Below are 25,986 nucleotides of genomic sequence, written 5' to 3'. Positions count from 1 at the left end.
AATAACTCGGTGCCCGCTCTGGATTGCGGGGTGTTTCTGAATCAAGAAGCCGATTTGCAGGCCTGGCGGGTCAAGTCAAAAATCGGCGACAAAGAGTCAGGGATTCCCCGTAATCCCCAACGGGCGCGGCCAGCAGCCCACCAGAATTGTGTTGGCGAATTTGAAAAGGATCTGTCGTTTCGCTGCGTTCGCCGTCTTGTTCTGACGAGCTGCGGGACTCGCGCAGAGCTGTGCAGAGTTATTCAGAGGGTCCCTAGGTATCTTGTTGATTTATGGTATGATTCGGCACTTTATTGGCAGCCTCGTCCGGACGGTGTCAGCACAGAGCCTTGTGCATCCGGGGAGGTGGTCAACAACAAGGACAGAATCACCTGAAAATGACCATAAAAGGGTGATCCGCAGAACACGGGCCGAGTATCTATGGGTGAGTTAGCCAAAGAAGTTCTTCCGATTAACATTGAAGACGAGCTGCAGCAGTCGTATCTCGATTACGCCATGAGCGTAATCGTAGGGCGCGCATTGCCGGATGTACGCGATGGCCTTAAGCCCGTACACCGTCGTGTACTGCATGCGATGAACGTGCTCGGTAACGACTGGAACAAGCCTTACAAAAAATCGGCGCGTGTGGTCGGTGACGTGATCGGTAAATACCACCCACACGGTGACTCTGCGGTGTATGACACCATCGTGCGGATGGCGCAGGACTTCTCCATGCGTTACACGCTGGTCGATGGCCAGGGTAACTTCGGTTCGGTCGACGGCGACTCTGCGGCGGCGATGCGTTATACCGAAGTGCGGATGAAAAAGATCAGCCATGACATTCTGGCTGATATCGACAAGGAAACCGTGGATTGGGTGCCTAACTACGACGGCACTGAACAGATTCCGGCGGTGATGCCGACCCGTATCCCGAACCTGCTGGTCAATGGTTCGTCCGGTATCGCGGTGGGTATGGCAACCAATATTCCGCCACACAATCTCACCGAAGTTCTGAACGGCTGTCTGGCGCTGATTGATAATCCGGAACTGGATGTCGATGCGCTGATGGAATATATCCCGGGCCCGGATTTCCCGACCGGTGCCTTTATTAATGGCCGTGATGGCATTGTTGAAGCTTACCGCACTGGCCGTGGCCGTATTTATCTGCGTGCGCGTCATCATTTTGAAGAAGATGAGCGTAACGGCAAGGTATCGATTATTTTCACCGAGATCCCGTATCAGGTGAACAAAGCCCGTCTGATCGAAAAGATCGCCGAGCTGGTTAAAGAGAAGAAGCTGGAAGGCATTACCGAACTGCGCGACGAGTCGGATAAAGACGGTATGCGTATTGTGGTTGAACTGCGCCGTGGCGAAATGCCGGAAGTGGTGCTCAATAACCTGTTTGCCCAAACTCAGCTGCAGGGCGTGTTCGGTATCAATACCGTGGCGCTGGTTGATGGTCAGCCAAAAATCCTGAACCTGAAGCAACTGCTCGAAGCCTTTGTTAAGCACCGCCGTGAAGTGGTGACCCGCCGTACTATCTACGATCTGCGCAAGGCGCGTGAACGTGGTCACCTGCTGGAAGGTCTGGCGCTGGCACTGGCGAATATTGATCCGGTGATTGAGCTGATCAAAAAATCCCCGACGGCTGCCGAAGCGAAAGAAAATCTGATTGCCACACCGTGGGCGCCGGGTGATGTACTGGATATGCTGGAACGTGCCGGCCCGGATGCCTGCCGTCCGGATGATCTGCCGGAAGAATACGGTTTCCGCGATGGTAACTACTATCTGTCACCGGCTCAGGCACAGGCGATTCTGGATCTGCGTCTGCAGAAACTGACCGGCCTTGAGCACGAAAAACTGATTGAAGAATATCAGCTGAAACTGACCGAAATTGCCGAATATCTGGAAATTCTGGGCAGCGCCGATCGCCTGATGCAGGTGATCCGCGAAGAGCTGGAAGCGGTGCGTGAAGAATACGGTGATGCCCGTAAGACCGAAATTATGGCGGTTAAGCGCGACCTGACCATGGCCGACCTGATTCCGGAAGAAACGCTGGTACTGACCCTGTCGCACGGTGGTTATGCCAAGACCCAGCCGATGGATGCCTACCAGGCGCAGAAGCGCGGTGGTAAAGGTAAGTCGGCCACCTCGGTTAAAGATGAAGACTTTATTGAACGTCTGCTGGTGGTCAACAGCCACGACACCGTGTTGTGCTTTACCGACGCCGGTAAGGTGTACTGGCTGACCGTATACGATATTCCGCAGGCCAGCCGTAATGCCAAGGGCCGTCCGATTGTGAACGTGCTGAATATGTCGGAAGAAGGCGAGCGCATTACCGCTATTCTGCCGGTCACAGAATACAGCGAAGACCGTTATGTCTTTATGGTGACAGCACGCGGTACCGTGAAGAAAACCACGCTGGATCAGTTCAGCCGTCCGCGTTCTTCCGGTCTGATTGCCTGTGAACTGGACGAAGGCGATCACCTGGTGGGTGTCGCTATTACTGACGGCAGCAAAGACATTCTGATGCTGTCCGATGCCGGTAAAGCGGTACGCTTTAAAGAATCCGATGTGCGTGCCATGGGCCGTACTGCCCGCGGTGTACGCGGTATCAAACTGGGCGATGGTCAGCGCGTTATCTCGCTGATTATTCCGGAAGAGGGCGGCACTATCCTGACCGCTTCCCAGCGTGGTTACGGTAAGCGCACCGACGTGACTGAATTCCCGACCAAAGGCCGCGGCACTCAGGGTGTTATCGCCATGGTCACCAGCGACCGTAACGGCCCTCTGGTCGGCGCGGTACAGGTGTTCGAAGGCGATGAAGTGATGCTGATCAGCGATCAGGGCACGCTGGTCCGTACCCGTGTGAACGAGGTCTCTGTACTGGGTCGTAACACTCAGGGTGTGACCCTGATTAAAGTGTCCGAGAAAGAAAAACTGGTCGGCGTTGAGCGCATCTGCGATGCCGAAGAAGATGAAGACGATCTGCTGGAAGGTGAAGTCGTTGCGGAACAGGCTCAGGCTGCAGTTGCAGAGGACAGCACTTCCGGCTCTGCTGATACTGAAGAGGAATAATCAAAGGAATGAGTGTTGAGACACCGCACCCGGTGAATCACGATGAGATCGATATTTTCGATCTCATCGATGACATTAAGGATAAATGGTACTGGTTGCTGGGCACGGTGGTTGTTGCTCTTTGTCTGGCAGCGGCTTATGCCTATAACGCGACGCCGGTTTATCAGACGCAAATCGTTTATAAACAGGTCGCGCAGGTGGATTTGCTGCCGGTTAATCAACCGCGTCTGCAGGACGTGTTCTCAATCAGCAGTGAAGATGCCTTTAAAGAGGTTCGTGCACTGGCCCGCTCCGGTAATACCAAGCGAGCCTTTTACGAGCAGCTGTTAAGTGAACAGAATGAGGCATTGTCTGCGCTGATTTATGATCAGGCACTGACCGCAGAGCAGAATTTCAGCCGCTTTGCCCAGCGCTTTGTTTATGTTGATCCGGGCGCCAAAGATACCGATGTGCATCTGACGATTAAATTTGAGTTAAACGATGCAGAATGGGCAACGGCATTGCTGAACCGCTTCAGTGATTTTGTTCTGCAGAGTTACCTAGATGAAGTGCGCAATACCGTTGAATTAAGCCGGCAATCGATACTGGATGCGCTGCGTCTGGAGGCCGATGGCTTGCGCACTCAATATCATGCGCATAAAAATCAGCGGATTTTAACGCTGCAGGAAGCTGCGTCTATTGCTGCTTCGGTGAAGCAACAGCAGCCTTTTTATGCGGCCTCTAATAATGTGGTGCTGAGCGCTCAGCCGCCGCTGTTTATGATGGGGCAGACCGCTCTTAATGCTGAGCTTGCGCAATTACGTGGCCGTGGCGAACGCAATGAAGATGCTTATATTGCCGGGCTGCCAGAGCTGACATGGAAAATTCAGAATCTGGAAGACGCCAGGATCGATTGGGATCGGGTGCGCTTTGTGCAGCTGGATGAATCGGCGGTATTACCGTTAAAACCGGTTAAACCCCGTAAGCAGCTGATTATTGCCTTAGGCGGAGCGCTGGGATTAATGGCGGGAACAATGTTCGCCTTGCTGGCTGCGGCTTATGTTCGCCGCCGCAAATCAAAACGTGGCAGCCGGCGTGGCCGTCTGGCCGCGATGCTGACGCCGCGTTTATAAACGGCAGAAAAGAGTAACTATTTCCGGTGCGGCTTTAACAAAGCCGCGCCTTTTTGTTATCAGTGAGTTCAAAGCAAAATGAGTCGAGCGTATAACTTCTGTGCGGGGCCGGCGGCATTGCCAACGGCGGTTCTGGAACGTGCCCGTGAGGAAATTGCGGACTGGCATGGCAAAGGCCTGTCCATTATGGAAATGAGCCATCGCAGTAAGGATTATGTCTCGGTTGCGCAAAAAGCCGAGCAGGATCTGCGCGACCTGCTGGCGATTCCGGCCAACTACAAAGTGCTGTTCATGCAGGGCGGCGCCAGCAGCCAGTTCAGCATGATTCCGATGAACCTGTTCCGTGGTGCGTCCGCTGCCGATTACGTGGCCGATTATGTGAATACTGGGCAGTGGTCGATTAAAGCCATCGCCGAAGCGCAGCGTTATGGTCAGGTGAATGTGATTGCCTCGACTGAGCACAACAAATTCACCTCGGCACCCACTCAGAGCGAACTGCAGCTGAGCGCCAATGCCAGTTACGTGCACTACACCCCGAACGAAACCATCGGTGGTGTGGCCTTCGATTACATTCCGGACGTGGGCGATAAGCCGCTGGTAGCTGACTTCTCGTCTTCTATTTTGTCCGAGCCGCTGGACGTGTCCAAATTCGGTCTGATCTATGCCGGTGCGCAAAAAAACATCGGCCCGGCCGGTCTGTGTGTGGTGATCGTGCGTGAAGACCTGCTGGGTAACACCATTGCCGGTACGCCAACCATGTTCGATTACAAGGTCTGTGCCGATAACGACTCCATGTACAACACGCCACCAACCTACAGCTGGTATCTGGCTGGCCTGGTGTTCGAGTGGCTGAAAGAGCAGGGCGGTCTGGAGGCAATCGCTGCGGTTAACCGTCGCAAAGCTGAGAAGCTGTACGGCTTTATCGACAGCAACGATTTTTATGCCAACCCGGTGGCGAAGGCAAACCGCTCCATCATGAACGTACCCTTCACCCTGGCCGATGCTGCGCTGGATAAAACCTTCCTGGCGGAAAGTGAAGCGGCTGGTCTGCTGAATCTGGCCGGTCACCGCAGCGTCGGTGGTATGCGTGCTTCTATTTATAACGCGGTATCGGAGCAGGCGGTTGATGCCCTGATCGGCTTTATGGGTGATTTCGCCAAGCGTCACGGCTAAGTAGCGCAGGCTTGCAGATCATGGCTAAACAGACAGAAAACGGCAGAACACTATGAGCGAAGCACAAGAGCTGGATCAGCTGCGTCAGCAGATTGATTCACTGGATCAGCAGATTCAGGACCTGATTAACCAGCGCGCCAACTGCGCCCAGCAGGTGGCAGAGGTTAAGCAGAAATACGCATCGCCCGGCGAGCTTGTGGTGTTTTACCGGCCTGAGCGTGAAGCTCAGGTGCTGCGCAAAGTGATGGAGCGTAATCAGGGGCCGCTGCCGGATGAGGCCATGGCGCGACTGTTCCGCGAAATCATGTCGCAGTGTCTGGCGCTGGAAGAGCCGCTGCAGGTGGCCTATTTAGGGCCGGAAGGGACCTTCACTCAGCAGGCGGCGGTGAAACATTTTGGTCATGCGGTGCAGTGTCGCGGTCAGGTGTCGATTGCCGATGTATTCCGCGAAGTGGAAAGCGGTGCCGCTAACTATGGTGTGGTGCCGGTTGAGAACTCTACCGAGGGCGTGGTAACCCATACCCTCGACAGTTTCTTCGACTCCAATCTGCAGATCTGTGGCGAAGTAACGCTGCGCATTCATCATCATCTGCTGGTGAAAGCCGATGCTGAGCCGGTAGAACGCATTTATTCCCATGCCCAGTCGCTGGGGCAGTGCCGCCGCTGGCTGGATCAGAATTACCCTAATGTTGAGCGCATTGCCGTCAGCTCTAATGCCGAAGCGGCACGTCGCGCCAGCAAAGAAGCCAATGCAGCAGCCATCGCCAGTGAAGCGGCGGCGGAGTTGTATCAGCTGCGGATTCAGGCGGCCAATATTGAAGACCGTCCGGATAACACCACGCGTTTCCTGATTATTGGCCGTCAGGCAACCACGCCGAGCGGTGATGATAAAACCTCGGTACTGGTATCCAGCCGCAACCAGCCCGGTGCGCTGTATCAGGTATTGGAGCCGTTTCATAAGGCCGGTATCAGCCTGACCCGGATTGAAACCCGCCCGGCACGCAGCGGTACCTGGAATTACGTATTTTTTATCGATTTTGAAGGTCACCGCCACGACGCAAGCATCGCGCCGTTAATTGATGATCTGCGCGATGTCGCGCTGGATTTCAAATGGCTGGGCTCCTATCCGAAAGCCGTGCTTTAAGCCGGCTTTTCTTCCCTATTAACGCATTGTAAGGCAGGCACTATGGCAGTCGATTTTCAGCAGCTGGCAGTGGAAGGCGTTCGTGGCCTGATGCCCTATCAGCCGGGTAAACCTATTGATGAACTGGCGCGCGAGCTCGGCCTGAAAGAAGCCGACATTGTTAAACTCGCCAGTAACGAAAATCCAATGGGCCCAAGCCCGAAAGCACTGGCGGCCATTCAGGCGGAACTGGCGGATCTTACCCGCTACCCGGATGGCGCCGGTTTTGAGCTGAAAAAAGCCCTGTGCAATACACTGAGCAGCGATGCTTATCAGGTTGCGCCAGAGCAGATTACTCTGGGTAACGGCTCCAGCGATATTCTCGATTTTATTACCCGTGTGTTTGTCAATGACGGCGATGAGATCGTGGTGTCACAGCACGCCTTTGCCATTTATGAGCTGGTCGCACGCATGGTTGGCGCCCGTACCCTGGCGGCGCCGGCGAAAGATTTCGGCCACGACCTCGACGCCATGCTGGCACTGATCGGTGATAAAACCCGCATCGTATTTATTACCAATCCGAATAACCCGACCGGCACCTGGCTGACAAAAGACGAACTGACGGCGTTCCTCGATAAGGTGCCGGAGCGCGTACTGGTGCTGCTCGACGAAGCCTATTTTGAATACGTCGATGAAGCCGAGTATCCCGATGGTATTCAGCTGCTGAGCCGTTATCCGAATCTGGTTATTACCCGTACCTTCTCCAAAGCCTATGGTCTGGCGTCGTTGCGCGTGGGTTATGGTATTTCCAGCCCGCAGATTGCCGACTTGCTCAACCGTGTACGTCCGCCGTTTAACGTTGATTCCTTTGCGCTGGCGGCCGCAGCGGCGGCGTTGTCTGATGACGATTATGTGGCACAGAGTGTGGCGGCGAATAAGGCCGGTATGCAGCAACTGACCGCAGCGTTTGAGGCGCTGGGGCTGAGTTTTATTCCATCGGTTGGTAACTTTATTGCCTTCCGTGTGCCGGAGGCTATGGGTGCGATGGATGTGTACAACCAACTGCTGGCAAAAGGGGTGATTGTGCGCCCGGTGGCGAACTACGAGATGCCGCAATATCTGCGCGTTTCTATTGGAACCCAGGCCGAAAATGCCACTTTTATCAGTGCTTTGACCGCGGTGTTGTCTTGAGCAGAAAAGCGACGTTGTTTATTCCCCGGGTTGCCGTTATTGGCCTCGGTCTGATCGGCTGTTCCTGGGTGAAAGGCTTGCGCGTGCGCGGCTGTGTCGGTCAGGTTGCCGGTTTCGACCGCAATCTGGATTCGATGCAGCAGGCGCTGGACGTTGGCCTGATTGATGAATTCAGCAGTGATATCACCGAGGTGGTGCGCGCCGCGGATCTGGTGATTATTTCGGTGCCGATTCTGGCCGTGCGTCAGGTGCTGCAGGATATTGCCGCAGCCATCGGTGACGCTACTGTGCTGACCGACGTTGGCTCGGTGAAAGGCTCGGTGGCCGGTGATGTTGAAGCCGTGTTTGGCGCTGACTTCGGTCGCTTTGTGCTGGGCCATCCGATTGCCGGTTCTGAGCGCAGCGGGGTGAGCGCCGCCGATGAACATCTGTATGTTCGCCATAAAGTGATTATCACGCCGCAGGCACATACCGATAAAGCAGCGTTGCGTCTGGTGCGTGCCGCCTGGCAGGCGGTGGGCGCGGATGTTGAGGATATGGCGGTCAGTCATCACGATGAAGTGCTGGCGGCGACCAGTCATCTGCCGCATCTGCTGGCCTATTCGCTGGTCGATACCCTGGCCAACAGCCACGAAAACAAAGAAATCTTTAACTATGCCGCCGGCGGCTTCCGCGATTTTACCCGCATCGCTGCCAGCAGCCCGGTGATGTGGCGTGATATTTTTTCCGCCAATAAAGAGCAGATTCTGAAAACCCTGGATCTGTTTCAGCACGACCTGAATTTTTTACGCAGCGCGATCGAGCAGGAAGACACCACCACGGTGATGGGGGTGCTGACCCGTGCTAAAGTGGCGCGCGACCATTTTTCTAAAATACTCGCCCGCAGGGCCTACGTTGAACCTATGAAAACCGCATCTGTTACTTATATCGCATCACCTGCCGGTTCGCTGAGCGGCAGTTTCCGTGTTCCCGGAGATAAATCCATTTCCCACCGTTCCATCATGCTGGGCTCGCTGGCGGAAGGCACGACCGAAGTCAGTGGCTTCCTTGAAGGGGAAGACAGCCTGGCAACGCTGCAGGCATTCCGTGATATGGGCGTGGTGATCGAAGGTCCGCACCGTGGCCGGGTAACCATTCATGGCGTTGGTCTGCACGGTCTGCAGCCACCACCGAATGCGCTGTATCTGGGTAACTCAGGTACCTCTATGCGTCTGCTGGCGGGCTTAATGGCCGGTCAGAATTTTGATGTGGAAATGAGCGGCGATGAGTCGCTGTCCAAGCGTCCGATGGGCCGTGTGGCCGATCCGCTGAAACTGATGGGTGCAGTGGTGGAAACCGCCGAAGCCGGTCGTCCGCCAATCAAAGTGCATGGTGCCGGTAAACTGAAAGGCATTCACTACGATCTGCCGATGGCCAGTGCCCAGGTAAAAAGCTGTGTGCTGCTGGCCGGTCTGTACGCCGAAGGCGAAACCTCGGTGACTGAGCCTGCGCCAACCCGCGATCATACCGAGCGAATGCTGAAAGGCTTTGGTTATGACGTACAGGTTAATGGCAGTACGGTAACGCTGCAGTCCGGCGGCAAACTGACCGCAACCAGCATTGATGTGCCGGCGGATATCTCATCGGCAGCCTTCTTTATGGTCGCCGCGAGCATTGCCGAAGGTTCCGATATCACCCTCGAACACGTGGGCATCAACCCGACCCGTATTGGTGTAATCAATATTCTGCGCGCTATGGGCGGCAATATTGAGGTGCTGAACGAGCGCGAAGTGGGCGGTGAGCCGGTGGCGGATATCCGTATCCGCAGTGCGCAGTTAAAAGGTATTCATATTCCGGAAGATCAGGTGCCGCTGGCCATCGACGAATTCCCGGCGCTGTTTATTGCCGCCGCCTGTGCCGAAGGCGAAACCGTTCTGACCGGTGCAGAAGAATTGCGGGTAAAAGAAAGCGACCGTATTCAGGCCATGATTGATGGTCTGATCACCCTGGGTGTGGATGCCAAAGGTACCGAAGACGGCGCAATCATTCAGGGGATGGGAGCTGCCGGCAGTTTTGGTGGTGGTGAAATTGTTACCCATCACGATCACCGTATCGCCATGAGTTTTGCTATTGCTTCCGTGCGTGCTGCCGAGCCGATCATCGTGCTCGACTGCGCCAACGTCGCGACCTCATTCCCGGACTTTGTTGGTCTGGCCAATAATGCCGGTCTGCAGATGGATGTAATCAGCAAGCCAGCTGCTGAATAAAGGAGTTTTGATGAACCTGTCCGCCGCCCCCGTAATTACAATCGATGGCCCGTCCGGTGCCGGTAAAGGCACCGTGTGTGCCCGTCTGGCGCAGGTGCTGAACTGGCAGCTGCTCGACAGCGGTGCGCTGTACCGTATTACCGGTCTGGCTGCGAGCCGCAAAGGCCTGAAACTGGATGATGAAGCGGCGCTTGCTGCGGTCGCCGGCAGTCTGGATGTGCGTTTTGAACCGACTCCGGTAGGCGTGCGGGTTATCCTGGAAGGGGATGACGTGACCGATTCAATCCGCACCGAAGAAGTCGGTAGCCTGGCTTCTCAGGTGGCGGCATTACCGGCGGTACGCGATGCATTATTGCAGCGCCAGCGTGATTTCCGCACAGCTCCGGGTGTCATTGCCGACGGCCGCGATATGGGTACGGTGGTTTTCCCGGATGCACCGGTCAAGGTATTCCTCACCGCCAGTGCCGAAGAACGCGGTCAGCGCCGTTACAAGCAGTTGCTTGAAAAGGGATTTAGTGCTAGTTTACCCGCCCTTATCGAAGACATCCGAGCTCGCGATGAGCGTGACAGCAACCGTTCTGTCGCCCCATTGAAGCCCGCGCAAGATGCTGTGCTGATCGACAGCACCTCAATGAGCATTGAGGAAGTATGCGATCAGGTTATGAATCTTGTCCGTACTACAGGACTGATCTGAGATGAAACCGGTGCGTTAGCCGGCTCTGTCCCCGCGGCGGGAAAATGAGAAAACGCACAGGTTTTTATGTTTGACTAACCCCGAATGTCTGGCCATTTGGTACGCGTTGTCTTCCATTAATTACCCCACGGAAGCGCGCCTTAACGAGATAGGTACATACTCATGAGCATGAGCGAAAGCTTTGCAGAATTATTTGAAGAATCCCTTAAAGAACTGGACATGCAGCCAGGTTCCATCGTTACCGGTACTGTTGTCGATATCGACAGCGATTGGGTTACCGTTAACTCTGGCCTGAAATCTGAAGCTGTTATCCCACGCAGCCAGTTCCTGAATGAAAAAGGCGAGCTGGAAGTTGCTATCGGCGACACCACTCAGGTATCCCTGGAAGCCGTTGAAGATGGTTTCGGTGAAACCCGCCTGTCTCGTGAAAAAGCGAAACGCGCAGAAAGCTGGATTGAGCTGGAAAAAGCCTTCGAAGCTGACGAAATGGTTATGGGTATCATCAATGGTAAAGTCAAAGGTGGCTTCACTGTTGATCTGAAAAACATCCGTGCCTTCCTGCCAGGTTCCCTGGTTGACGTACGTCCGGTACGCGACACTCTGCACCTGGAAGGCAAAGAGCTGGAATTCAAAGTTATCAAGCTGGATGCCAAGCGTAACAACGTGGTTGTATCCCGTCGTGCCGTTCTGGAAGCTGCTAACAGCCAGGAACGCGAAGAACTGCTGGCTAACCTGCAGGAAGGCCAGTCTGTTAAAGGTATCGTTAAGAACCTGACCGACTACGGTGCTTTCGTAGATCTGGGCGGTGTTGACGGCCTGCTGCACATCACTGACATGGCGTGGAAGCGCATCAAGCACCCAAGCGAAATCGTTGCTGTTGGCGATGAAATCGACGTTAAAGTGCTGAAGTTCGACCGTGAGCGCAACCGCGTTTCTCTGGGTCTGAAGCAGCTGGGTGATGATCCATGGGTGAACATCAACGAGCGTTACCCAGAGCACGCCCGTGTTAAAGCACGCGTAACTAACCTGACTGACTACGGCTGTTTCGCCGAGCTGGAAGAGGGTGTTGAAGGTCTGGTTCACGTATCCGAAATGGATTGGACCAACAAAAACATCCACCCAAGCAAAGTGGTTCAGGTTGGCGACGAAATCGAAGTTATGGTTCTGGACATCGACGAAGAACGTCGTCGTATCTCCCTGGGTATCAAGCAGTGCACCATGAACCCATGGGAAGAGTTCGGTACCAAGTTCAACAAAGGCGACAAGATCTCCGGTAAGATCAAGTCCATCACTGACTTCGGTATCTTTATCGGTCTGGATGGCGGCATCGACGGTCTGGTTCACCTGTCTGACATTTCCTGGAACGACAGCGGCGAAGAAGCCGTTCGTAACTACAAGAAAGGCGACGAACTGGAAACTGTGATCCTGTCTATCGATCCTGAGCGTGAGCGTATCTCTCTGGGCGTTAAGCAGCTGGAAAGCGATCCGTTCTCCGAGTACGTAGCTGAAAACGACAAAGGCACTCTGATCACCGGTAAAGTGATCTCTGTAGACGCTAAAGCCGCTATCATTGAAATCGCTCCTGGCGTTGAAGGCACTCTGAAAGCCTCTGACATCAGCCGCGACAAGGTAGAAGATGCCCGTAACGTGCTGAACGAAGGTGACGCGGTTGAAGCTGTGATCACTGCCGTTGACCGTAAGAACCGCGCTATCAGCCTGTCTGTTAAAGCAAAAGACAGCGCAGAAGACAAAGCGGCTCTGAAAGAACAGCGTGCTAAGGCTGATGCCGAAATGACTGGTCCTACCACTATTGGTGACCTGATCAAAGAGCAGCTGAACCAGAAAGACTAAGTCTTGCTGAGTTAAGCTGATCTGAAAAAACCCGCTTCGGCGGGTTTTTTTATGCCTGACCATCCATGGCCGGCACCCTGCGGGCCGCACTTCGTGCGTTAAGCTTTGTTCCTGACAGAGCTTTGATGCCTGACCATCCATGGCCGGCACCCTGCGGGCCGCACTTCGTGCGTTAAGCTTTGTTCCTGACAGAGCTTTGATGCCTGACCATCCATGGCCGGCACCCTGCGGGCCGCACTGCGTGCGTTAAGCTTTGTTTCTGACAAAGCTGTGATGCCTGCGCTCTGTGGCCGTCGCTCACAGAGGATCAATACGGCCATTGCAGCGCAGATATTGGCTGCTTTATCCCTGTTTGTTACAGATTTTGGTCAAAAGGACGCGGAAAGTGTTGTACAAACAATCAACACTTGCAAAAGGGTTGAGCTAACTGCATGATTTGGCTAGGTTTATTGCCATGCTTCGTTCTCAAGGAGGGAAAAGCCATGACAAAATCTGAGCTGATAGAAAAAATCGTCAGTCGCCAGCCGCAGTTGTCATCGAAAGATGTCGAGCTGGCGGTTAAGACCTTGCTGGATCATATGTCGCAGACCCTGTCGTCAGGTGAGCGGATTGAGATTCGTGGTTTTGGCAGTTTTTCGCTGCATTACCGCGCACCGCGCATGGGGCGTAACCCCAAGACCGGCGAAACGGTCGATCTGAAAGGCAAGTTTGTTCCTCACTTTAAGCCCGGCAAAGAGCTGCGTGATCAGGTGAATGACAGCCCGGAAGAAGAGTAAGTATTCCGGCTTATGGAGTCGATGCTATGAAAACGCTGAAAGTAGGCCTGAGTGTTGTACTTTTTGTTGTTGTACTGGCCTATGCCCTTGCGTTTGCCGCGCAGAACAGTCTGCTGGTTGAACTGAACTTTCTGTTTGGCAATCCGGTTGCGCTGCCTGTCTCACTGTGGCTTGGTGCTGTACTGCTGCTGGGCGTGGTTGCAGGCCTTATCAGTGGCATCATGATCAATGCCCGTCAGAAACTGCAGATGCGCCAACTGCGCAAAGAACTCGCCAACACCCAGCAACGCCTGAACAAACTGCCATAGGCACTTATGATGGATTCTGCACTGGTTTATGTGCTGCTACTGCTGGGAATTGCTATCGGCTGGACACTGGGTTACCGCTTTGCCCGCCAGGTTAAGAAAGATTCCCCTCCGGACTGGATTCCCAGTGTCGAATTCCTGCTGGCCGAAGCCAATGATGCTTCGCTTGAGCGCTTCCTGAATATTCCGCAACTGGATGATGATGCGATCGATCTGTTCCTTAAGCTGGGGCGTTCCCTGCGTGAGAAGGGCGAAGTAGACCGCGCGATTCACCTGCATCAGGCACTGTTCGCCCGCACCGATCTGGCCCGTAATACACAGATGCAGCTCGAACTGGAACTGGCCATTGATTATTCCTATGCCGGTCTGCTGGACCGTGCAGAACGGCTGTTTGTAGAGTTGCTGGAAGCCCGTGGCCGGGTGCAGGAGCAGGCTGCGCGTTATCTGGTTGAACTCTATGAAGAAGAGGGTGAGTGGCAGCGCATTCTTGATCTGTTCCGCGAGAAAAAACTGGTTGGCAACACGACGCTTAATAAGCGTATTGCCCATGCGGTGTGCGAGCTGGCGGAAGATGCGTCTGCCCGGGGTGATTTTCTCGAAACCCAGCAATTGTGCCGTCAGGCATTAAAAATAGACAACCGCTGTGCCCGCGCCTTTGTTGTTTTGGGCGATATGGCTTACGGCCAGAAAGAGCCGCGCGAAGCCATACGCTGTTACCTGAAGGCGGTGGATGTTGACAGTCAGGCAATTGTGACAGTGCTGGAACGCATGGTGGATTCCTTTCATCAGGTGGATGATGACAATGGTTTGTTAACGCATCTGGCCAGACAGTGGCAGGCGACACAATATGTTCCTGCTCTGGTGTCAAAAGCTGAATGCGAAGTTAAAAATCAGGGAATAAAACAGGCGATGACAACGTTATTGTCAGAGCTGGCCGCACAGCCATCCAACCTGGGTTTTTTTGCGCTGGTTGAGTTAGTGGTGCGTCACAGACAGCAGCTCGACAAGTCGCAGTTGCTGGTTGTGTATGATATTCTGCGGCGCATTGTTGAAAACGAGCCTAAGTTCGTTTGTAAAAATTGTGGTTTTAAGGCCAAAGAATTTCACTGGCGTTGTCCCAGCTGTAAAGACTGGTCAACCATTCATTCCTTTGTTCCGCAGTTGCCAAAAGCGAAGCTCGATTTATGAATAAACAATCTTTTTCTGCTGACAATGCAGGTTCTATCCGCTCTGTCAGCTCTCCTGTTGTGGTTGCCCTGGATTACCCCGATCAGACGCAGGCTCTGGCAATGGCCGCGCTGCTTAATCCGCATCAGTGCCGCGTAAAAGTAGGCAAAGAACTCTTTACCGCTGCAGGCCCGGCCATTGTCGAAGCCCTGCATAAGCTTGGCTTTGAAGTTTTTCTCGATCTCAAATTTCATGATATTCCCAACACCTGCGCCAAAGCCGTTGCGGCTGCTGCCGATTTAGGTGTCTGGATGGTGAATGTTCATGCCTCCGGCGGACGTCGCATGATGGAAGCGGCACGCAACGAAATTGACAAAAAAACGCATAAACCATTACTCATCGGCGTAACGGTACTGACGTCTATGGAACGTGCGGATCTGGCTGATATTGGCCTTGATATTGAGCCGCGAGTACAGGTTGAGCGTCTGGCAAAATTAACCGAAAACTCAGGTCTTGATGGTGTTGTATGCTCCGCTCAGGAAGTTGATCTGATCCGTGCGGCCTGCGGTAAAGAATTTCTGACCGTAACGCCAGGAATTCGTCCGGAAGGTTCGGAGCAGGGAGACCAGCGCCGTGTCTTAACTCCTCGTCAGGCGCTGGATGCCGGTGTTAATTATATGGTTATTGGCCGGCCAATAACCCAGGCGGCCGATCCGGCCCTTGCCTGTGAGCGGATTCTCGCAGGCCTTAGCTGAGGCTTCTGGAACGGCATGGATGTGTCAATGCAATGGTACGTTGTTCTGACTAAACCCCGTCAGGAGCAGCGTGCCCTTGAGCACCTTGTGCAGCAGGGGGCTTCTGCCTTCTTACCTCTTTTTCGCCGTGAGCATGTTGCTAACGGCAAGCGCGCTGTGCGCGACGAACCTTTGTTTCCCGGATATCTTTTTCTGCAATCAAACGCCAATAATCCACTGTTGAGTAAAATACGCTCTACACTCGGGGCGCGTGGTTTGTTGTATTTCGGGACACAACCGGCCGTTGTCAGCTCTTTACTGGTTGATGACTTGCAGCAGCGCAACCTTTGCAACGAAAATGAAAGCCTTTATAAAAAAGGGCAGAAAGTGACGCTGAACAGCGGCCCTTTTAAAAATTATGAAGCCATTTTTCAACACTATGATGGCGAAGAACGGGCAATGATTTTGCTGTCTTTATTGGGGCAGCAAAGTGAATTACTGGTTGAGTTGCAAGAATTAGCTCAGGCCTGAAGTGTTGCCTGTACAAACAGATCGGTCAGCCAACAGCGGCTAAAGCCAGTATTGGTAACGACAGCAGATGCGCAAAAGAATCTGCAAAGATCTGAAAAATTAAGAGTAACGATGCGACCTCAGGGATTATTCGCGAACAACCCTCGGGCGGCAGCGTGTCTGAACGAAACCGGAACGACAGCGATAACAGTCCGGAACAACAGCGATAACAGCTCAGAATGAAAGCAATAAAAGTCTTGTGCGTGGCAGTATCTGTCCCGACTGTCTGTTAATTAATCTGATTATAATTTGTGCGAAATCAGGAGCGGGTAATCCCGGTTTATTATGAAAAAAGTTACCAAAGCAGTAATTCCGGTCGCAGGTCTTGGCACCCGTATGCTCCCGGCGAGCAAAGCCATTCCCAAAGAAATGCTGACGCTGGCCGATAAGCCACTGATTCAGTATGTGGTTAACGAATGTGCTGCAGCGGGCATTACCGAAATTGTGCTGGTGACCCACTCGTCAAAAAATGCCATCGAAAATCACTTTGATACCTCCTTTGAACTGGAATCGACACTGGAAGCACGGGTTAAGCGCCAGCTGCTGGACGAAGTGCGTTCGATTACTCCCAAAGGCGTAACCATCATGCATATTCGCCAGGGACAGGCTAAAGGCCTTGGCCATGCGGTACTCTGTGCCAAACCACTGGTTGGAGATGCACCTTTTGCCGTGGTGTTACCAGACGTGCTGATTGATGACGCCAGTGCCGATCTGGAGCAGGAAAACCTCGCCGCCATGATCCGCGAGTATGAAACAACAGGCGCCAGCCAGATTCTGGTAGAAGCTGTAGCACAGCAGGACGTGGATAAATACGGCATCGTCGATATTTCAGGGGCTGAACTTAAACCCGGCGAAAGCGCTCCGATTTCGACCATTGTTGAAAAACCGGCGGTTAAAGAAGCACCATCCAATCTGGCCGTTGTTGGCCGTTATGTTCTGCCCGCCAATATCTGGGAGATTCTTGAACATACCGCCCCTGGTGCCGGCGACGAAATTCAGCTGACCGACGCCATCTTTACCCTGATGAAACAGGACGCCGTTAACGCGTTCTATATGACCGGTAAATCCCATGATTGCGGTGGCAAGCTGGGCTATATGAAAGCCTTTGTTGAATACAGTATGCGCCATGAAAAAGAGGGTAAAGCCTTCAGTGAATGGATTAAAACCCTGTAATCAGGCGTGATAAATCGAGGGAGCGGGCAATGCCCGCGAACCGCCGTAATAAACCGTAGGAGCGGCATTTTGCCGCGATAAATTGCAGGAGCAGCATCTTTGCTGCGACCATGAGGAATCAACATGAAAATCGCCATTGCCGGAACCGGTTACGTCGGTCTTTCCAATGCCATGTTACTGGCACAACACAACGAAGTAATTGCCGTTGATATTATTGCCGAAAAAGTTGAGATGCTTAACAACAAGCAATCTCCCATAGTCGATGCTGAGATCGAAGATTTTCTGCAGAACAAACAACTCAACTTCCGTGCAACACTGAATAAAGAAGAAGCCTACGCCGCTGCTGAGTTCGTAATTATTGCTACGCCAACCGATTACGATCCGCAAACCAACTACTTCAACACCAAAAGCGTTGAATCGGTTATTAAAGATGTTATGGCGATCAACCCTGCTGCGGTAATGGTGATTAAATCGACCATTCCTGTAGGTTATACCAAGCGACTGAAAGAAGAGTTTGGCTGTGACAACCTGATTTTCTCGCCGGAATTCCTGCGTGAAGGTAAAGCTCTGTACGATAACCTGTACCCATCACGGATTATTGTTGGTGAGCAAAGCAAGCGCGCAGAAACCTTTGCAGGCTTGCTGAAGCAAGGAGCGGTTAAGCAGGATATTCCGGTATTGTTTACCGACAGTACCGAAGCCGAAGCAGTAAAACTGTTCTCCAATACTTACCTGGCATTACGGGTTGCTTACTTCAACGAGCTCGACACCTATGCCGAAACCCATGGCCTGGATGCCAAACAGATTATTCAGGGTGTAGGCCTCGACCCGCGTATTGGCAACCACTACAACAACCCATCCTTTGGATACGGTGGTTACTGCCTGCCGAAAGATACCAAACAGCTGCTGGCCAACTTTGATGATGTACCCAATAACATTATCCGCGCCATTGTAGACTCCAATACCACCCGTAAAGACTTTGTTGCCGACTCGATTCTGCGTCGTAATCCGAAAGTGGTTGGCATTTATCGTCTGGTCATGAAAACCGGCTCAGACAACTTCCGTGCCTCGGCCATTCAGGGCGTAATGAAGCGTATTAAAGCCAAGGGTATCGAAGTGGTGGTGTATGAACCGGTACTGGAAGAAGAAGAATTCTTCCACTCGCGGGTGATCAATAACCTTGAAGAGTTTAAGAAAATTTCTGATGTGATTGTCGCCAACCGGCCATCCGCCGAGCTGGAAGATGTGGCGGGCAAAGTATATACCCGTGATTTGTTTGGTAGTGATTAATAGGAATATTTCATGCTTAAGTTTGCACTGGTTGGATGCGGTCGTATTGCAAAAAGACACTCTGAATTACTGGGTTGTGATCAGATAAAAAATGCAAAACTAGCTGCAGTTTGTGATATTGATCTGCAAAAAGCGAAAAAAATAGGGGAGCAGTTTGATGTTCCTTATTACGCAGACATGCATGAAATGATGCGTAAAGAATATGTAGATGTTGTTTCTGTTCTAACTGAAAGTGGTTATCACGCAGAGCATGTTATTCAGCTTGCACAATATGGCAAGCATATCGTTGTTGAGAAACCAATGGCTCTGACGCTGGATGATGCGGATGCGATGATTCAGGCTTGTGATAACGCTGGCATAAAACTTTTTGTGGTTAAACAAAATCGCTTCAACGTGCCTGTTACGAAAGCTCGGGAAGCACTCGAGGCCGGGCGTTTCGGTAAGCTGGTGCTGGGTACAGTTCGGGTAAGATGGTGTCGACCACAATCATACTATGATCAGGATTCATGGCGTGGAACCTGGGCCCTGGACGGTGGAGTGTTAACTAACCAAGCAAGCCATCATATAGATCTTCTTGAGTGGATGATGGGAGATGTTGAAAGCGTTTACGCTATGAGTACTACTGCGCTGGTTAATATCGAGGCAGAAGATACAGCAGTTGTAACGCTCAGGTTTAAAAATGGCGCTCTTGGTGTCATAGAAGCAACAACTGCATGCCGCCCCAAAGATCTGGAGGGTTCACTCTCTATTATGGGCGAAACCGGCACTGTTGAAATTGGCGGTTTCGCAGTCAATAAGATGAAAGTCTGGAACTTTGTCGAATCTGCCCCCGATGACGAATGTGTTATGGAAAAGTACTCTGTGAACCCCCCAAATGTTTACGGATTTGGCCATCAGGAATATTACCAACATGTAGTAGACTCGATTATGAATAATACGCAACACCTCGTTGATGGGTTGGTTGGGCGTAAAAGTCTTGAGTTAATCAATGCAATCTACGAGTCTATTGAGACCAAAAAGGAAGTCTTCTTAAGATTTAAACCAGACTACTGTAAATTAGGTCAAAAAAAATGACCTCACCATCTTTCAAATACATTGGAATCAGAGAAGATGTTGAATTTGGTAAGGATGTAGTTCTGGTTGAGCCAGTAAATATTTATGGATGCAATATCTCAGACTCTGTATTCATTGGTCCATTTGTTGAAATTCAGAAAGACGTCAGGATTGGCGCAAGAACAAAAATTCAATCTCACACATTTATATGTGAACTGGTTTCAATTGGAGCTGACTGTTTTGTTGGACATGGAGTCATGTTTGTTAATGATCTTTTTTCTAACGGTGGACCAGCCCGAGGTGATAAAACGTTATGGAAGAGTACAATAATTGGCAATCATGTTTCCATTGGCAGTAACGCTACTATTCTTCCGGTTGAAATTTGTGATTATGTTGTTATCGGTGCTGGATCCGTCGTTACAAAAAGTATTACCAGTTCAGGCATATATGCAGGTAATCCTGCTGTGAAAATAAAGGATATCGAACAAAATGGTTAAGTTTTTAGACCTGCAGTCTCAGTATCAGTTAATCAAAACTGAAATAGACGAGGCTATAGCCACTGTTATTTCAGAATCAGCGTATATTGGTGGAAAATACGTTAAAAAATTTGAGGAGGAGTTTTCTCAATATTGTAATACTGCCTATTGTATTGGTGTTGCGAATGGTACAGATGCACTAGAAATAGCAATTGAAGCACTGGATCTACCGAAAGGCTCGGAGATAATTGTCCCGGCGAATTCATTTATAGCAAGTTCGGAGGCGGTTACCAGAACGGGGCATCGCGTGATATTCGCTGATGTAACACCAGATTCCTATATTCTTGATGTTTCAGATGTGGCAAAAAGAATAACAAAAAAGACATCGGCTATTGTGGCTGTTCATTTATATGGTCATCCATGTGATATGGATCCACTGAAAGAACTCGCAAGTATTCATGGTCTGAAAATTATTGAAGATTGTGCTCAAGCTCACGGTGCAGAATACAAGGGTAAGCGGGTTGGTTCACTTGGTGATATAGCGACATTTAGTTTCTATCCGGGGAAAAATCTTGGTGCCTATGGTGATGCCGGAGCAATAACGACAAATAATGCCGAGCTTGCAGAAAAAAGCCGCATGATTGCGAACCATGGGCGTATTGCAAAGTATGATCATGAGTTTGAAGGTAGAAACTCCAGGCTTGACGGCCTGCAGGCTGCAATCCTGTCTGTTAAGTTAAAACACTTAGATGCATGGACAGGTAAGCGAATAGCTGCAGCAAACGACTACCTGGAAAACATGAAGGAAATCGGTGAAATTATACTACCTGTTAGGCAGGAGTGGGCTAAGCAAGTATATCACTTGTTTGTAGTTCGGTGTGTTAACAGAAATGAACTTGCAGAATATCTAAAAGAACATGGAGTTCAAACAGGTGTGCATTATCCGGTTGCACTGCCAAAATTGAAAGCATATTCATATTTAGGGCAGTCGGAAGATAGACTATTTGCAAATGAATCTGATGGTATGTTGCTGAGTCTGCCGATAGGCGAGCACTTGAGTCAAGAGGATACTCTCAAGGTCGTGAAGCTTATTAAGAAGTACTTTGATGTTTAAGTATTGAAGCAGTATATACATTAAAGATGTCTGGTTAAGGCTATAATAATGTATAGAAAAGATATTCAGGGTTTGAGAGCCATTGCTGTAATTGCTGTAATGGCTTTTCATTTTAATCCAGCTTTATTGCCGGGGGGGTTCATCGGAGTCGATGTATTCTTGGTAATATCTGGATTTCTGATAACTCACATTTTGCTTAGCCATAAAGCGAGGAAAGATTACAGCCTGAAGAAAACCCTGCAATATTTTTACATCGGCCGATTAAAGCGTATCGTCCCGGCTTACTTCGCGATGCTTGTCGTTGTAGCACTGTTGGCAGCAGTATTATTTCTACCGCAAGACTTTATGACCTTCAAACAAGGGCTTGAGAAGGCAGTTTGGTTTAACAGCAATAGCTATTTTGCTGGCTTTGGCGACTATTTTTCTCCGGCAAGCAATGAACAGCCATTGCTGCATACCTGGTCATTGGCAGTAGAAATTCAGTTCTATCTACTTGCACCATTTTTAGTTTTGATGATGCCAATTCATTGGTTGAAATGGGTACTTGCAAGTCTTCTGGTGTGCTTAACCGCTTTGGCAGAGTATCGTTTACGCGTAATGGGTCTCGAACAAAATACTTATTACAGTTTATATGCTCGTCTGCCAGAGTTTTTTGCAGGTAGTCTGGCGGCTTTATTTTCAAATACAAAGTCAGGAATTGAGGATGCTAAACGCCCCAGTGAACTCGGATTGTTATTCATTTTTATCGCTGCCATCACTCAGCCTCTTTTAGGGGCTTTCCCAGGTGTAACTGCTTTATTGCCGGTACTTGGGGGAGCGCTATTACTTTGCCAACCAGCACAAGGATTGGCTGGTAGATTTTTAGTTTCAAGAGCCATGGTCTGGATAGGAACTCTATCCTATTCGCTTTACCTGTGGCACTGGCCAGTTTTGGCCTTCATACGCTACTACACGGGTACGGAAATATTAGACTGGCAATTCAGTTTCGCTTTTGTCGGCTCCACTCTAGCACTGGCCATTGCCAGCTATTACTGGATTGAAACGCCATTACGACAGAAACGCAGCAAAAAGCAGGTGACTGGCTATGCCTGTTTAGTGCTGTTAACCCTAGGGGCAGGGGGGGGGATGCAGAAAGTTAACGCTTATTTTACGCCAGAACCGTTACCTATTGAATACACACGCTCTGCAGATCCTGAAAGGACTTGTCATGGTGAGATCATTGGTGATTGCCTATGGGGAAAAAGTAACAGCGATAAAGAAGTACTTGTTATAGGTGACTCGCACGCAAACATGCTTTCACATTTTTTTGAAACTCTGGGAGAAGAGCTAAATTTTAAAGCAAAGATAATAAGTGGGAGCAGCTGTGTAACTATCCCTAATTTTGATTACCAGCGCATCTCTGAGTGGGCACAAAAAGCCTGCTTGGCTCAGATAGAGTATTCATCTAGGCTGGTTGGAAACTACAAGAATATTTTTCTAGCGGCTTCCTGGAATTACCACTTAGAAAGTAACAACTTTAAAGAAGCCTTAGATTCATTTTTGAAGCAATACAACTCTAAAAGTATTTACATAATAGGACAGGAGCCGCTGCTAACCGGCAGTCCATTACGAAGTATACGATTCAATTTTATAGGGCTCCCATCTTTGGTTCAAATAAATAATAGCTATTTAGATACAAATAAGATGCTCGTCAATATGGCAAATGAGCATGAAAACGTAACGTATCTAGATTTTTCGATGCTACCAATATTTCAAAGCGTGCCAGTGTATGAAGATATGGTGATATATAGAGATTATCATCATATACATTCAGTAGCTGCAGAAGAATATGGCCGTCAGGCAAAAGAGCAGTTTAAGAAAATATTAAATGATTAAAAAATTATTACCAAAAAGCACATTTGCTCGTGCTGTTAGTGTGTTAGTGGGAGGAACTGCTGGTGCGCAGGCCTTGATGATACTTGCTTCACCTTTGCTTACCCGTTTATATAACCCTGATGATTTTGGTGTTTTAGCTGTCTACAGCGGTCTTCTCGCACTTTTTGCAGTTGTTGCCAGCCTTCGCTATGAGATTGCTATACCGTTACCCGAAAGTGACATCGATGCTGCTAACTTGGTGATGCTTAGTTTGCTTGTTGTTCTGTTTATGACTAGCATTTCAGCTGTTATCGTGCTTGCTTATGGCAAAGATATAGCCTTGGCTTTAGATACCCCGCAGTTGGCTGACTATTTCTGGTTGTTACCGCTCGGTGTTTTACTGACTGGCTTCTATAATATTTTTAGTTTTTGGTCTGTCCGAACGAAAAAGTTTGGGAATATTGCAACTACTCGTATAAGCCAGACAATAATAACTCTTGCAGTCCAGATTATGGGTCATAGATTTGGTGGCGGGGTTCTTATCTTTGGTCAAGTTGGAGGTTTGGGGGTTGCAAGCATATCTCTGGGATATTCTTCATTTATGCAGGGGATATTTACTAAGTGTTCCTGGTCTGGTGTTATTTGTGTTGCAAAGCGCTACCGACAGTTCCCGATATTTTCAACATGGTCAGGTTTGTTTAACACTGCAGGGACTCAATTACCTCCTTTAATGTTTGCGGCTTTTTTCAATACTGGTGCTGCGGGTCTGTATGCTCTTGCTCACCGAGTGCTTGCTATGCCAATGGCAATAGTTGGCGATGCGATCGGGAAAGTTTTTTTCTCAAATGCAGCTGATGCCCATAGAGATGGAAAATTGGGTAGCTTGGTTGAAAACGTACATTTAAAGCTTTCCGAAATAGCTATGCCTATAGCCTTGTTGCTAATAATCGCAGCACCAGATCTCTTTGTCTTTATTTTTGGCAGTGATTGGCGTGTGGCTGGTGAGTTTGCACGCTATATGGCTCCATGGTTGTATATGGTCTTCGTTACTTCACCTTTATCGACCCTTTTTTCAGTATTTGAGCGAGAACGTTTAGGGATGCTATTCCAAGGAGGCTTGTTTGTTGCCCGACTGCTTTCAATTTTTCTTGGTGCATATTGGCTCCAAGCTTTGATGCCAACAATTATTCTTTTTAGCACAGTCAGTGCAATATTTTGGTTGGCTTTTTTAGGATGGGTAAGTTTTGTATCAGGATGCGGGATTATCTCGACCATGAAGCGTACTGTCAAAGTTGCTGGTAAATCTTCTTACTGCGTAGTTCCATTTCTTATGTTGAGAATCATTAATCCAGAAGAAGGTAGTTGGTTCTACTATGCATTATTCGCAACCAGTTCATTACTGGCTTTGTATTACTTCTTATTATTTCGTAAGGCTTATACCCGATGCTGATTTCGGTACACTTGACCTGTGAAGACTGGCAAGAAAAATTAAATGGTCAAATCAAACAACGCGGAACTTGCTTTCAGGAAATTGATTCTCTTTTGAAAGTATCGGAAACCGACCTAATCATTTCAGAACTCAGGAAAAAGAACGGTTTTTATGCATTGATCTGGGAACAGGGTGATAAGTTCTACGCAGCAGTAGACCATATACGCAGTATTCCGCTGTTTTATGGCCAAAAAGACTCAGTTTTCTTCTTGTCAGATAGTGCAGACTGGGTGCGTGAGCAAGTTGGTAATACAATTATAGATGAGGTTTCTAGGGATGAGTTCCTGCTTACAGGTTATGTTACCGGTAGCGAGACCCTATATCCGGATGTTAAACAATTGCAGGCCGGTGAGTTTTTGACTGTCAATAAAAAAGACAACGAGCCTGTTGTAAATCTAAAGCGTTATTATAGATTTCTTCATACAGAACCATCATTATTTGATAAGCAAGCTCTGAATAAGGGTTTGGATAATGTCGCCTTATCTTCTATTGATAATTTAATCCGTTATGCTAATGGCCGCCAAATTGTCATTCCTTTGAGTGGCGGATATGATTCGCGCTTAATTGCAACATTGCTAAAATACAAAAACTATAAGAATATATTAACGTTTACTTATGGGGTTTTAGGAAATAAAGAATCTGAATACAGCCAAAAAGTTGCTAACTCGTTAGGATTGAAATGGCATTTTATAGAGTATGACAGTGATTTATGGAGCAACGCTTGGAATACAGAAGAAAGGATTCAATATCAAAAGTGGGCCAGTGGTTGGAGCAGTCTTCCGCATATGCAAGACTGGTTGGCAGTCAAAATACTGAAGAATAGTAATATTGTCGCGCAAGATTGTATTTTTGTTCCAGGCCATTCTGGAGACTTCGTCGCTGGTAGTCATATCCCAGAAGTCGCTTTTATAAGAAAAAATCTTACTTTAGTCGATTCGTGTCGCTTAACCTACAACTTTCATTATTCAATCAGCCCTTCCGAAGAATCCAAGAAAAGTCCAAACTATTGGTACGCGAGGATTAAACAGAATATGGAATACGATGATTTTTGTTCCAGTGAGAGCCTTGCTGATAGCTATGAAAAGTGGGATTGGCAGGAAAGACAAGCAAAATTCATATGTAATTCGGTGAGAGTATACGAATTTTATGGTTATGACTGGTGGCTACCATTGTGGGATAAGGACTTTGTAACATTTTGGCAAGAGATACCATTGGAGCTGCGGAAGAAAAGACTGTGGTATATTGAGTATGTTCAGAAAAAGTACAATTCAATTTGTGCTGAAACCATAGATAATGCATCAGACACCTCCGCTGTTAAAATGTTGGTTTTATCACTTCTGAAAAGGAATCAAGTGCTATTAAAGATTCTAAAAAAAGTCAGAAATAATGTAAGAAGACGCACCGGATTAGGTACCAATTTTGCAATTGAAGCAGTGTTTGATAGGGAAGATTTAAAATCTTATGCTTCAAAGGGTTATTCGATTAATGGTATTTTTGCCAGTGAGTTTATTAAATCCTTGAATAATGGTGATTTTTAA

The 25,986-nt window shown here is 49.6% G+C and carries 22 protein-coding genes; all 22 read left to right on the top strand.

Translation table 11 applies throughout. The features are described 5' to 3' along the window. Positions 1–420 precede the first annotated feature (420 nt). Positions 421–3,057: a DNA gyrase subunit A gene (gene gyrA / locus HUF19_RS11315; RefSeq protein WP_260996734.1), complete on the top strand. Its 2,637-nt coding sequence runs from the start codon at positions 421–423 to the stop codon at positions 3,055–3,057. Between the two features lie 8 nt (positions 3,058–3,065). Next, positions 3,066–4,169 carry a GNVR domain-containing protein gene (locus HUF19_RS11310; RefSeq protein WP_260996733.1) on the top strand — a complete coding sequence of 368 codons (1,104 nt, stop codon included), beginning with the start codon at positions 3,066–3,068 and terminating at the stop codon, positions 4,167–4,169. A 78-nt stretch (positions 4,170–4,247) separates the two neighbouring features. After that, entirely contained in the window at positions 4,248–5,342 is a 1,095-nt protein-coding gene (gene serC / locus HUF19_RS11305) for a 3-phosphoserine/phosphohydroxythreonine transaminase (protein WP_260996732.1), read from the top strand. A 52-nt stretch (positions 5,343–5,394) separates the two neighbouring features. Beyond that, positions 5,395–6,486, top strand: coding sequence for a prephenate dehydratase (gene pheA, locus HUF19_RS11300; RefSeq protein WP_260996731.1), 1,092 nt, complete (start codon positions 5,395–5,397; stop codon positions 6,484–6,486). A 42-nt stretch (positions 6,487–6,528) separates the two neighbouring features. Next, positions 6,529–7,656, top strand: a complete 1,128-nt coding sequence (gene hisC, locus HUF19_RS11295) for a histidinol-phosphate transaminase (protein WP_260996730.1) — start codon at positions 6,529–6,531, stop codon at positions 7,654–7,656. Beyond that, positions 7,653–9,902 (top strand): bifunctional prephenate dehydrogenase/3-phosphoshikimate 1-carboxyvinyltransferase, encoded by a 2,250-nt coding sequence (locus HUF19_RS11290; RefSeq protein ID WP_260996729.1) that lies wholly within the window; start codon positions 7,653–7,655, stop codon positions 9,900–9,902. Before hisC ends, HUF19_RS11290 begins: the two co-directional genes overlap by 4 nt. Positions 9,903–9,912: 10 nt before the next feature. Further along, a complete protein-coding gene (gene cmk, locus HUF19_RS11285; RefSeq protein WP_260996728.1) occupies positions 9,913–10,596 on the top strand; it encodes a (d)CMP kinase in 684 nt (227 codons plus the stop codon). Between the two features lie 168 nt (positions 10,597–10,764). Continuing rightward, entirely contained in the window at positions 10,765–12,447 is a 1,683-nt protein-coding gene (gene rpsA, locus HUF19_RS11280; RefSeq protein ID WP_230330859.1) for a 30S ribosomal protein S1, read from the top strand. Positions 12,448–12,660: 213 nt separating this feature from the next. Further along, complete coding sequence (locus HUF19_RS11275) at positions 12,661–12,882, top strand: hypothetical protein (RefSeq protein WP_260996727.1); 222 nt, start codon at positions 12,661–12,663, stop codon at positions 12,880–12,882. Between the two features lie 47 nt (positions 12,883–12,929). Continuing rightward, positions 12,930–13,223 (top strand): integration host factor subunit beta, encoded by a 294-nt coding sequence (ihfB, locus tag HUF19_RS11270; RefSeq protein WP_260996726.1) that lies wholly within the window; start codon positions 12,930–12,932, stop codon positions 13,221–13,223. A 26-nt stretch (positions 13,224–13,249) separates the two neighbouring features. Then, positions 13,250–13,531 carry a LapA family protein gene (locus HUF19_RS11265; protein ID WP_260996725.1) on the top strand — a complete coding sequence of 94 codons (282 nt, stop codon included), beginning with the start codon at positions 13,250–13,252 and terminating at the stop codon, positions 13,529–13,531. 6 nt (positions 13,532–13,537) lie between these two features. After that, complete coding sequence (locus HUF19_RS11260) at positions 13,538–14,716, top strand: hypothetical protein (RefSeq protein ID WP_260996724.1); 1,179 nt, start codon at positions 13,538–13,540, stop codon at positions 14,714–14,716. Continuing rightward, positions 14,713–15,450 (top strand): orotidine-5'-phosphate decarboxylase, encoded by a 738-nt coding sequence (gene pyrF / locus HUF19_RS11255; RefSeq protein WP_260996723.1) that lies wholly within the window; start codon positions 14,713–14,715, stop codon positions 15,448–15,450. Before HUF19_RS11260 ends, pyrF begins: the two co-directional genes overlap by 4 nt. A gap of 27 nt (positions 15,451–15,477) precedes the next feature. Then, positions 15,478–15,960: a transcription/translation regulatory transformer protein RfaH gene (rfaH, locus tag HUF19_RS11250; RefSeq protein WP_260996722.1), complete on the top strand. Its 483-nt coding sequence runs from the start codon at positions 15,478–15,480 to the stop codon at positions 15,958–15,960. Positions 15,961–16,284: 324 nt separating this feature from the next. Next, a complete protein-coding gene (galU, locus tag HUF19_RS11245) occupies positions 16,285–17,172 on the top strand; it encodes a UTP--glucose-1-phosphate uridylyltransferase GalU (RefSeq protein WP_260996721.1) in 888 nt (295 codons plus the stop codon). A gap of 123 nt (positions 17,173–17,295) precedes the next feature. Next, a complete protein-coding gene (locus HUF19_RS11240) occupies positions 17,296–18,462 on the top strand; it encodes a nucleotide sugar dehydrogenase (protein WP_260996720.1) in 1,167 nt (388 codons plus the stop codon). A 12-nt stretch (positions 18,463–18,474) separates the two neighbouring features. Continuing rightward, complete coding sequence (locus HUF19_RS11235; RefSeq protein WP_260996719.1) at positions 18,475–19,536, top strand: Gfo/Idh/MocA family protein; 1,062 nt, start codon at positions 18,475–18,477, stop codon at positions 19,534–19,536. Then, the gene (locus HUF19_RS18370) at positions 19,533–20,012 is read left to right on the top strand and encodes an acyltransferase (protein ID WP_270049419.1); all 480 of its coding nucleotides are present in this window, start codon (positions 19,533–19,535) and stop codon (positions 20,010–20,012) included. Before HUF19_RS11235 ends, HUF19_RS18370 begins: the two co-directional genes overlap by 4 nt. Next, positions 20,005–21,105: a DegT/DnrJ/EryC1/StrS family aminotransferase gene (locus HUF19_RS11220; RefSeq protein WP_260996718.1), complete on the top strand. Its 1,101-nt coding sequence runs from the start codon at positions 20,005–20,007 to the stop codon at positions 21,103–21,105. Before HUF19_RS18370 ends, HUF19_RS11220 begins: the two co-directional genes overlap by 8 nt. Before the next feature lie 48 nt (positions 21,106–21,153). Then, positions 21,154–22,980 (top strand): acyltransferase family protein, encoded by a 1,827-nt coding sequence (locus tag HUF19_RS11215; protein WP_260996717.1) that lies wholly within the window; start codon positions 21,154–21,156, stop codon positions 22,978–22,980. After that, a complete protein-coding gene (locus HUF19_RS11210; protein WP_260996716.1) occupies positions 22,973–24,409 on the top strand; it encodes a lipopolysaccharide biosynthesis protein in 1,437 nt (478 codons plus the stop codon). The genes HUF19_RS11215 and HUF19_RS11210 overlap by 8 nt, the downstream gene beginning before the upstream one ends. After that, positions 24,403–25,986 (top strand): asparagine synthase family protein, encoded by a 1,584-nt coding sequence (locus HUF19_RS11205; RefSeq protein ID WP_260996715.1) that lies wholly within the window; start codon positions 24,403–24,405, stop codon positions 25,984–25,986. Before HUF19_RS11210 ends, HUF19_RS11205 begins: the two co-directional genes overlap by 7 nt.

The organism is Thalassolituus hydrocarboniclasticus (assembly GCF_025345565.1).
In the GTDB taxonomy this organism is placed as follows: Bacteria; Pseudomonadota; Gammaproteobacteria; order Pseudomonadales; family Oceanobacteraceae; genus Venatoribacter; species Venatoribacter hydrocarboniclasticus.
Note: the sequence above shows the minus strand (reverse complement) of the source record. Positions and strands in the feature narration are given on the sequence as shown.